The sequence below is a fragment of the Nostoc sp. ChiSLP03a genome, from assembly GCF_034531215.2.
Classification (GTDB): domain Bacteria; phylum Cyanobacteriota; class Cyanobacteriia; order Cyanobacteriales; family Nostocaceae; genus Nostoc.
This window is the reverse complement of the sequence record NZ_JAVRBQ020000004.1, coordinates 23,632-33,715: the sequence shown is the minus strand read 5'-3', so window position 1 is coordinate 33,715 and position 10,084 is coordinate 23,632. Positions and strand designations below refer to the sequence as shown.

Sequence of the window (10,084 nt, the reverse complement as noted above, 5' to 3'; positions counted from 1 at the left end):
TTCTCTTCTTTACAAGCTTTACGCGAGCGCATCCAAGAAATCTTCGACCAACTCACATTTGAGCAGGTAATTTCTGTCTCTTCTTATAACTTTATCTTGGAAGCTCTATTCTATGCAGCTTCATATTAATTTGGTATTACGTCGATGATAATCAAGTAAGCGATCTTTTAGTTAGAAAGAGGAATTTGTCAGGTAACTTTAGAATAGAAAACATGACCTCGACATTGGCGGAAGGCTTTGCTAGTGGCAATGAGTTCTTACATATTGTCGTAATTGATGCTCCTAACCAGGAGGTAATTATTTGATGGAAACTCCAACTGCAAACTTAGAAAGAGAGCGATTGTTGAAACTAGCAGAGGAGTATCGTGAAAAGGGTTACGAAGTTTTTTTTCATCCAAATCCAGAAGACTTACCAGATTTCCTTAATCACTATCGCCCTGACATGATAGTACGTCGGGGAGAAGAAAATGTAGTTATTGAAGTCAAGTCACGCTCCTCACTTAACTCTTCTTCTAATCAATATTTAGGTAATTTAGCTCAAGCGGTAGAAAAACATCCTGCTTGGAGATTTGAATTAGTAATGACCAACCCGGAGGATACAACATATTTTCCCAAAGCAGAGGCTTCTCTTCAAGAACATGAAATAGAATCACAGTTGCAAGTAGCAAGGCAACTTACAACGCAACATCCAGAATCAGCTATCTTATATTCTTGGTCTTTGGTAGAAGCAACTTTGAGACTTATTGCCCAAAAGGAAGAGCTAAGTTTAGAAAGATTCGATCCACACTACTTAGTAAAGCAATTAGCAACTGAAGGTGTAATTTCAAAATCTGAGTATCAATTATTAATGAATGCACTCCCATTACGTAATTCTATTGCTCATGGCTTCAAAACTAGACAACTTACGCGAAATTCTGTATCCGAATTAATCGAGCTTACAGAACAACTCTTGAAAACTCTACACACTAGCGATGAAGCAGGCTAACACTGGATTGTTGGAGGGGATAGCACTGCGTGACGATCGCACCAATCATAAAATAGGGAGTGGATAATTCACCACCCCCTACTCTCTTTCTAAGCTTCAATAACTACCCGCAGATTGCCGCGTTTTTTCGCAACGCGACAAGCAGTCGTAGTCCCAGAACGCTCAAATTCCAAATCGAGGATGGTGGGGCCGACTCGTAAATTATGAAATGACAGGCGATTAATCGATTCTGGCAAAGCGGGGTCGATGATTCGCAAGCAGTTATTTTGAGCATCAGGCACCAAGTTGACCATCATTTGCAGTAGTTGGAAAACACTACCTGTAGCCCAAGCTTGGGGAGTACAAGCAACCGGATACTGCACAGGAGCATTATCACCATTTCGTTCGTAGCCACAAAAAAGTTCTGGAGGACGTTGATAGGGTTGCTGCTGAGTCATGTCAAATAAACCTTGGAATATTTCTAAGGCTTGATCGATAAGACCGAGCGATCGCAATCCCATTGCAATCAAAGCGTTATCATGAGGCCAAACCGAACCAATGTGATAACCCATCGGATTATAAGCGGGTGACAAACTACTTAGAGTCCGAATGCCCCAACCATTAAACATATCTGGTGCCCGCAACCGTTCTGCTACACTATGAGCTTTTTCATCTGTGAAGAGTCCCAAATGCAGACAATGACCAGGATTTGAGGTAATACTGTCTACTGGCTTACCTTCTCCATCCAAAGCCAGGGCGCAGAAATCTTGATCTTCTACCCAAAAATCTCGATTAAACCGAACTTTAAGATTTCTGGCCTCCTCTTGCCAACGATCTGCCAAATCAAGCCGCTTCTTCATCCTAGCTATTTCTGCTAGGCGGATTTTTGCAGCATAAACGTAAGCTTGCACCTCACAGAGGGCAATTGGGCCGTTGGCTAATTCTCCCTTACGGTCTACAATACAGTCGCCGGAATCTTTCCAACCTTGGTTAACAAGACCGCGTTTGGATCTACGGAAGTAGCTGAGATAAGTGGTTTCTTTGGTATTGCGATCGATCCACTCCATTGCCGCTAGAGCATTGGGCCAAAGTTGCTCTAGGAGTTCTCCATCGTGAGTCCAAGCATAATGTTCGGCATAGAGCAGCAGCCACAAGGGAGTGGCATCAACTGTACCGTAGTAAGGTGTATGGGGAATTTCTTCACAACGAGCCATTTCTCCTAAACGTAACTCGTGCAAAATCTTACCCGGTTCTTCTTCGCGCCATTCGTCGTCAATTTTACCTTGGTATGTTGCCAGTAATATCAGAGTTTCTTTGGCGATTTGCGAGTTTAACATCAGGCTTTGAGAAGCTGTAATCAGCGAATCTCGCCCAAATAATGTCGAAAACCAAGGTACTCCAGCGGAAACAGTCTTATACTTACCAAAAGACTGGCGCAACAAATACATATCTTGTTCAGCCCGCTCAATCACTCGATTGAAGGTACTCTTATCTGAGCTAATGCGAGTAATTTGTTGTACCCAGTGTTGCTCCTCCATCCACTCAGCAGCTTTCGCTTGTCCTAAAGTAGTGGCAGCACTCACGGTTGAACTGGACTGGTTGTTTCTCAACATATTCACTCGGTAGCCCAGCTTTTGAGTTTCGTGAGAAGCCAACTCTAGCTGCCAAACCGCAGTGTAACCCTTGAAATTGTCTGGTTGGCGATGCTGGAATAAAATTCGGGATTCCATCACTGAGCCGTCCAAACCTTGATAGGCGAGTGTTAAGGATTCTTCTCTATAGGCAGATGGCTCTTTAGGTACTGGTGCAACACCATCGACGCGATCAGATGTTCCTTCTTCAGTCGTCGGTTCTACTAGGCGTAAAAGCCGACCTCGTTTTTCTCTGTCATAGCCACGGACTTCAAATAAATCAAGAAAATCCGCATCAAAACTAATACTTAGTTCAAAATTGACAGTGGTTGTGCTGTAGTTAGATACTTCTATTTCTTCAAATAATGCTCCATTCAGCACGATTTCTCGGCGAATTCCTACAGTTTCGGCTTTGAGGCGTTCATCAATTCTGGGGTTGGTACACAAAACTGAGAGTGCAAAACCTTTTTCAGCAGTACTACTGAGGAGTACAGGCGATCGCCCTTCAATTTGCACCTCCAAGCGATTGAGAAATCTGGTATCACAACAAAACAGTCCCATACTGGGATTGCCATCGTTGAGGGAACAGCCAGAAATATTCCCGATAGTATCTGTCACAAAAAATAAATCATCATCTTTAACCGTTAGTGTCGGTTGCGATCTTTCAGCCACAACACAAGGCCACTCCGGAATCGGTAATTGTTCGGCAGGAATAAAAGTTTTTCCATCCAAAAAAATTTTTTCTGGGGTGATTAGCGTATCCGGTGTCATTAGACAAAGTTCCGTGTACAGGTCTATATTTTTGTGGTCTTTTGAGTATAAGTCTCTTACCCAAGAGGCAGAAGGAAAGAATAAATACCTTTTGCTTTGAGACAGAGCAACTAAATTTATTTAGGTCGATAAAAGAAAGATTTGTGTCTCGACACATAGTTTAAACAAAAAACAGCGTATTGTAGAGAGACACAAGATTTTAAATAATCTTTGATATTTGATTAGACTAATTTATGATAATTAATTGATTAAGTTTAATCAACATTAGTGATTAAGTTATGTAAATATCGCAGTCATGATTTTTGGCTAAGAAAACTTATTTAGCAAGCAGAAATCAACGTCGGCGAAGTAGGCAATGTCTACAACAGGCGATTTTGCCAATGCATGGACTAGAAATCGATCGTCCGTGGTTATTAGCGAACACAGTAGTTAAGACCATACAATAATTAATGTTTTAGTACTTATTCCTGAAAAAATTTACCTGTACAAGCAAAAGCATCAGTTGCCCTGAATGTATATTGGGCGTAATAGGTTGTCAATCAGCAAATCAAGTGTACCCACGCCCCTTATTTGGTAACAAAGTGTTGCGACTAGCTTTGGCGAAAAGTGCTTTTTAGCGTTCTTTACATATTGCAACTATCTATTTAACTTGAGAGTCCCTTGGAATTTGTACAATGCAGCTGTGACGTGGATCTGATCGAGGTTGAGCGTTTAACAATAATTCATGAGCATTTCGACTTCTGTGCTGAGTGATCTGCTAAAGTCCCTACCCAACTTGCGGCCCCAGCTATATTTTAAGGCTTCACTAACGGCGCTCTCCCACGCGATGGAAGATCAAGTTTTGGCTGCGACTTTAGCGAAACCCCTTGTAATTGCTAGTTTCCAGCGAGAGCGATTCTACCGCCAAGAAGCTCATCGCTACCAGCGACTTGCTTTGCGAAGTAATCAAATATACGTATTGTCTGCTCCAGAAACGGATTTTGCCAACAGTTCGGAACACTATGAAAAAGTGGCTTTTGAGGCAACGGATGGCTTAAGTCAGGAGTGGCATTTGGTAGTGATTGCTGACAATTATGCTACTTGTTTGGTTTGCCGAGAAAACCTTGGTTCTCTTGCCAAAAACAACCAACTACCGGAACTAAGCCCTAATCTGGATATAGACACAGCCCGAAGATTTGAGGGAATTTGGACATCAGAAAGGGGAGTTAGCCTGAAAGCCGCCGAATTGTTGTTAAATCGGGTTTTGGTTTACAGACCAGAACTGACAAGTAAAATTCAACAGGCACGTCAGAGGTTTGGCATTGGCGAACCGCGAAACTACTCTGGAGCCGAACAGGTAAACGAGTATGCCTGTGACATTGATACAGACCCCTTTGTGCAGCGCTTAGTAACTTATTTGCAAGCTAGTCAGTACAAATTGCATAAAGCTTACCGTTCTATTGCTGCCCAGGCACGAAAAGAGCGATTAGTCAACTCGATTAGTACCGCCATTCGGCGATCGCTCGATCCTCATGAAGTTCTCCAAGTGGCGGCACAAGAATTAGGGCAACATCTAGAAGCTTGTCGCTGTTTAATTTACCGCGCTCAAGCTACAGATAGCCAAGCGATAATTGAACACGAGTTTTTGAATCCCGGTATTTTATCTGTTTGTGGGCAAACCTGGGAGTTAGAGAAAAATTCCCTATTTCGGGACATCGTAGAACTTGGCGAAGGTGTTTGTGTCAGCGATACGCTCAGTGACCCCCGCGTTACCAAATCGCCAGGACTTTCTACCATCGCCAAAAAGTTTGCCATTCGTTCTTGGCTGATGGAACCAGTTTTCTATCAGGGGCGATTATTGGGAATTGTGGAGTTACATTACTGCCGGATGCCACCCCACGAGTGCCAACCAGGGGAATTGGATTTGGTAGAAGCGATCGCTACCCAAGTAGGAGCAGCTCTTATCCAAGCGGAAGCTTACGCTAATCTAGAAGAACTTAACCAGCAGCTAGAAGCCCTAGACCGCACCCGCAGCAACCTCATCGCCATCACTGGACACGAATTGCGTACTCCCCTATCCACAATTCAAGTGTGCTTGGAAAGTCTCGCTACAGAACCAGATATGCCCTTGGAGTTGCAGCAGGTCATGCTCAACACCGCTCTTTCCGACTCGGAACGGATGCGAAAACTGGTACAAGATTTTCTCACACTTTCCAACTTAGAAAGCGGCCGGGTGGAATGGCATCCAGAATCCCTCACCTTACAAGAATGTGTGGATTTAGCACTCAGCCGAAATCGCACGCGTTCCTCAACGGAAAAGCCGCCCCAAATCAAGACTCAAATTGCCGAAAATCTACCTTTAGTAAGAGCTGACGGTGATTGGCTAGTCGAGGTACTGGCAAAACTCATAGACAATGCTTTGAAATTTACGCCACCCCAAGGAGAAATCACGATTAAAGCGATTGACAACAGCCGTCAAATGGTCGAAGTGACTATAGCTGATACTGGACGCGGCATTGAACCAAATCGTTTAGAAGTAGTTTTTGACCGCTTTTATCAAGAAGAGGGATCGCTGCGCCGCACCACTGGCGGGACTGGACTTGGTTTAGCAATTTGCCGTCAAATTGTTAATGGCTGGGGTGGGCAAATTTGGGCAGAGTCAACTGGTAAAGACCAGGGCAGTCAGTTTCACTTCACCATCCCGATTGTTCGGAGTAGCCAAGAGGAAAAGCGGACAAAAGTCAAGAGTAAATAGGTATTAGTCCTTCGTCATTAGTCATTAGTCATTGGGCATCGGGCATCGGGCATTGGTTTTTAACAAATGACAAAGGACAAAGGACAAATGACTAAAAACTGTTACAGTCTATGACGCGATCGCAATATGATCCTGGTTGCGATGTTAGGATTTCCTAAAAACGTTGAGAGAACAGACTTTATGGCAGAAACACTCTCTGGACAAACCCCGCTATTTGCAGGCAGCACTGGTGGCTTGCTTACAAAAGCAGCAGTTGAAGAAAAGTACGCTATCACTTGGACTAGCCCGAAAGAACAAGTTTTTGAATTGCCTACAGGTGGTGCTGCTGTTATGCGGAAAGGTGAAAACCTGCTGTATATAGCTCGTAAAGAATATGGCATCTTTTTGGGCGGTCAGCAACTTCGGAAACTCAAAATCACAGATTACAAAGTTTACCGGGTTTTACCCAACGGAGAAACCACTTTACTTCACCCAGCTGATGGTAACTTCCCTGAAAAGGTAACTGAAGGTCGTGACAAAGTGCGTTATGTAGATCGTCGTATCGGACAAAACCCCAGCCCCTCTAAAGTTAAGTTTAGCGGTGTTACTACCTACGACGCTCCGTAACTAGCTGTTAGTCGCTAATGGGTAATTAGTAATGGGTAATTGGTAAATAAAAACCCATTACCCATTACCAATTACCAATTACTTTTGAAAAATAATGATTTTTCCGGATTTCTCCCAGTTTTGCACCCTAGCGCAACAAGGCAACTTCGTCCCGGTATATCAAGAATGGGTAGCGGATTTAGATACGCCCGTATCTGCTTGGTATAAAGTCTGTGCGGGTCAACCTTATAGCTTTTTGTTGGAATCCATCGAAGGTGGGGAAAAACTGGGACGCTATAGTTTAGTGGGCTGCGATCCGGTGTGGGTTTTGGAAGCAAGGGGCGATCGCACTACTCAGAAAAACCGCGATGGTTCGCAGGTGGTTTTTGCTGGCGACCCTTTTACAGCTTTAGCCGAATGTTTAGCACCTTATCACCCAGTAAAATTACCACAGCTACCGCCGGGAATTGGTGGTTTATTTGGGTTTTGGGGCTATGAATTGATTCAGTGGATTGAGCCGCGTGTGCCCATTTATCCACAAGATGAGCGGAATATCCCTGATGGGTTGTGGATGCAAGTAGACCACTTGTTGATTTTTGACCAGGTGAAGCGGAAAATTTGGGCGATCGCTTATGCTGATTTACGCGACCCGAATGTAGATTTAAAAGCAGCATATCAACAAGCGGGCGATCACGTCACCCAAATGCTCGAAAAGCTATCTCTACCCCTATCGCCACAAAAAACCCGATTGGAATGGAAACCGCCAGGGAGCAGGGGAGCAGAGGAGCAGGGGAGCAGAGGCGCACAGGAGTATAAAAGTAATTTTACCCGCCCTGATTTTTGTGCCAGTGTTGAGAAGGCCAAAGATTACATTAAAGCGGGCGATATTTTTCAAGTAGTAATTTCCCAGCGACTATCAACAACATACACAGGCGACCCTTTTGCCCTTTATCGGTCGCTACGTCAGATAAATCCTTCGCCTTACATGGCTTACTTTAACTTCCAAGATTGGCAAATCATTGGTTCCAGTCCGGAAGTGATGGTGAAAGCCGAAAGCGATTCTGATGATGGAGTAATAGCAACGGTACGCCCAATTGCTGGGACGCGTCCGCGAGGTAAAACTACTAAGGAAGATGCAGCCTTGGCTGAAGATTTACTCCAAGACCCCAAGGAAGTTGCCGAACACGTGATGCTTGTGGATTTAGGGCGGAATGATTTGGGGCGTGTTTGTCAAAGTGGTAGCGTCAAAGTTGATGAATTAATGGTAGTTGAGCGCTACTCCCATGTGATGCACATTGTTAGCAATGTTGTGGGTAAATTAGCAATTGGTAAAACAGCATGGGATTTACTGAAAGCTTCTTTCCCAGCAGGTACGGTAAGCGGCGCACCCAAGATTAGGGCGATGGAAATTATCCACGAGTTAGAGTCTAGTCGTCGTGGTGTTTATTCCGGTGTGTATGGGTATTACGATTTTGAAGGACAATTAAATACTGCGATCGCAATTCGCACAATGGTAGTGCACGATCGTACTGTCAGCGTACAAGCTGGTGCAGGTTTGGTAGCTGATTCTGAGCCAGAAAAAGAATATGAAGAGACGTTAAATAAAGCTAGAGGTCTATTAGAGGCGATTCGTTGTTTGCGTTGAAGTAGTGACTGAAAAAGGGAATAGGGTAAAGGTGAGAGGGTACAGATTATTTTCTGTAACCTGTCACCTCTCCCCTAACCCCAATTTTACTACCTGTATAGCTTCTCTCGCATACAATTAATTGCACACTGGTTTTTGTTGCTTAATTGTAAAACTGGGCTTGATATAAGTACAGTAACAGTTCGATCTGCGGTATGAGAATCCAGACCAGACTTTAAAAGTTGATATACCAATACCCTTCTATTTTGAATTACATAAGTTTTACTTTGAACAGCAAGATGTTTGGAAACAATTTCTGCTACTTCTAAGCCCACGTATCCACAATAGCGCGACAAATTGGGAAGCTTTATAAATCCAATCAACATCAAACTTTTTCCAGAGCTAAATAGAGTTTTTTAAACTTATTGAAAATTTAAAAGAAGTCTTGGTATCCAAACCCAAGACCTCTGTTGAAGTTACTACACATTAGAAATGAACAAACTTACTCATCCTAATTAGTTAAAGTAAATCGCCCAAATAATTCCAGTTACTCCAATGGCAATTAAAAGGTTAGTGAAAAATCTGCCGAACTCAATTTCTTCTCCCAGTCCTTTGTCATCTTGACCGACAGTAAAAAACAATGACCAGGCTTGATTCGCATTAATAATCTCAAAGTTGTTGAAATTAGGTCTAAAAACAACAGGTCCAATTAAATCTTTTTTGGGATAATCAAAATCGGTTTTTATAAGTAAGTTTGCCTCTAAATTGCTTTATTCGTCAAGTAAATAAAATTAAGAAATCTCAAAGTATCTTCTTTAAACGCTGGTTAGCCATCCAACCAAACCGTGTCCGGTGATAACTTCCACAGCTATGAGTGAAACAAAAGCAATCATTGCCAAACGCCCATTGAGTTTTTCAGCATATTTGGTGAATCCTATCCGTGGAATTTCACCAACATAAACTTTGGGTTCAATTGCAAATCTGTTGAGTTTACTGCGTTCGTTAATGGTAAAGCCTTTACTTGACATTTTTGACTGTTTGTTTTTGCTTTCTGTAAACGAATATTAAATATGGTAAATATTTTTTGCAAGCACTTGACATAGAAATAAAACTAGTAATAACCGTACTAAGTGAGTAATGTATTTCGGATGTGTATGAGAGCTAGGCGTGTCTACAGTCGGCTCAATACATTTCGGTTAAGGCAAGAGACGCGATGAATCGCCGATTATTGTAGAGACGGCGATTTATCGTATCTTTGCGAGCCAAAATTTTCATCAAAAAATCTTAACCGAACCATATTGACAGTCAGATGTAACGCTTGTGATGCTCGATAGCGCATAGGTTCAGCTAAGGATTATAGAAATTTGATGCACACCAAAGTACTAATTGCAATAAGTTAAACATCAGTAAAACTTATTGTTTTCACGATTAGAAATTATCAATGTATAACTGAGAAGGTATTGCTTATTTGTAACGAAATTGTTATCTTTCTTTACATAAAGATACATAAACACCAACAATGCGTTAAACCACTGTTAATCAAGGCTTTCTAAATAACTATGCAGTTGAGCCTGCAAAGTGCTTTGCCAAGTATCTAAACTCAACGGCAACAGCATCACTATGCCTTTATTAGAGCTATCTATGTCTATAACAGGCTTTCTAGTGATGTAAAAGCTACTGAGTGCCTTTTTTAACGCTTAAACGCATTTTTCATCGCTCTTTCTTTGCACATTTAATTTTTCACATTCCGTAGAACTGTAATTTTTTTGGAATTT

The 10,084-nt window shown here is 42.4% G+C and carries 8 protein-coding genes; 5 read left to right on the top strand and 3 right to left on the bottom strand.

From position 1 onward, the window contains the following. The first annotated feature begins 304 nt into the window (after positions 1–304). Positions 305–985 (top strand): hypothetical protein, encoded by a 681-nt coding sequence (locus RMY32_RS00565; protein WP_322714005.1) that lies wholly within the window; start codon positions 305–307, stop codon positions 983–985. Positions 986–1,074: 89 nt separating this feature from the next. Here the strand turns inward: RMY32_RS00565 and RMY32_RS00560 are convergent, their stop codons facing one another. Next, positions 1,075–3,366, bottom strand: coding sequence for an amylo-alpha-1,6-glucosidase (locus RMY32_RS00560; protein ID WP_322714004.1), 2,292 nt, complete (start codon positions 3,364–3,366; stop codon positions 1,075–1,077). 302 nt (positions 3,367–3,668) lie between these two features. On the opposite strand from RMY32_RS00560, the gene RMY32_RS00555 reads away from it, so the two are divergent. The 4 genes from RMY32_RS00555 (at position 3,669) to trpE (ending at position 8,330) form a co-directional block, all read left to right on the top strand. After that, the gene (locus tag RMY32_RS00555; RefSeq protein WP_322714002.1) at positions 3,669–3,812 is read left to right on the top strand and encodes a hypothetical protein; all 144 of its coding nucleotides are present in this window, start codon (positions 3,669–3,671) and stop codon (positions 3,810–3,812) included. A 278-nt stretch (positions 3,813–4,090) separates the two neighbouring features. Continuing rightward, positions 4,091–6,100 carry a DICT sensory domain-containing protein gene (locus RMY32_RS00550; RefSeq protein ID WP_322714001.1) on the top strand — a complete coding sequence of 670 codons (2,010 nt, stop codon included), beginning with the start codon at positions 4,091–4,093 and terminating at the stop codon, positions 6,098–6,100. A 180-nt stretch (positions 6,101–6,280) separates the two neighbouring features. Continuing rightward, positions 6,281–6,706 (top strand): photosystem I reaction center subunit II, encoded by a 426-nt coding sequence (locus RMY32_RS00545; protein ID WP_322672941.1) that lies wholly within the window; start codon positions 6,281–6,283, stop codon positions 6,704–6,706. A 94-nt stretch (positions 6,707–6,800) separates the two neighbouring features. After that, the gene (trpE, locus tag RMY32_RS00540; protein WP_322714000.1) at positions 6,801–8,330 is read left to right on the top strand and encodes an anthranilate synthase component I; all 1,530 of its coding nucleotides are present in this window, start codon (positions 6,801–6,803) and stop codon (positions 8,328–8,330) included. Positions 8,331–8,824: 494 nt separating this feature from the next. Here trpE and RMY32_RS00535 read toward each other — a convergent pair whose 3' ends face one another. Continuing rightward, positions 8,825–9,055, bottom strand: a complete 231-nt coding sequence (locus tag RMY32_RS00535; protein WP_322714007.1) for a hypothetical protein — start codon at positions 9,053–9,055, stop codon at positions 8,825–8,827. A gap of 69 nt (positions 9,056–9,124) precedes the next feature. Then, positions 9,125–9,337 carry a chlorophyll a/b-binding protein gene (locus RMY32_RS00530; protein WP_322713999.1) on the bottom strand — a complete coding sequence of 71 codons (213 nt, stop codon included), beginning with the start codon at positions 9,335–9,337 and terminating at the stop codon, positions 9,125–9,127. Positions 9,338–10,084 lie beyond the last annotated feature (747 nt).

Bases quoted from the DNA above. Each gene is read 5' to 3' on its own strand.
- RMY32_RS00565 (WP_322714005.1), top strand. From the start codon at position 305: ATGGAAACTCCAACTGCAAACTTAGAAAGAGAGCGATTGTTGAAACTA.
- RMY32_RS00560 (WP_322714004.1), bottom strand. From the start codon at position 3,366: ATGACACCGGATACGCTAATCACCCCAGAAAAAATTTTTTTGGATGGA.
- RMY32_RS00550 (WP_322714001.1), top strand. From the start codon at position 4,091: ATGAGCATTTCGACTTCTGTGCTGAGTGATCTGCTAAAGTCCCTACCC.
- RMY32_RS00545 (WP_322672941.1), top strand. From the start codon at position 6,281: ATGGCAGAAACACTCTCTGGACAAACCCCGCTATTTGCAGGCAGCACT.
- trpE (WP_322714000.1), top strand. From the start codon at position 6,801: ATGATTTTTCCGGATTTCTCCCAGTTTTGCACCCTAGCGCAACAAGGC.
- RMY32_RS00530 (WP_322713999.1), bottom strand. From the start codon at position 9,337: ATGTCAAGTAAAGGCTTTACCATTAACGAACGCAGTAAACTCAACAGA.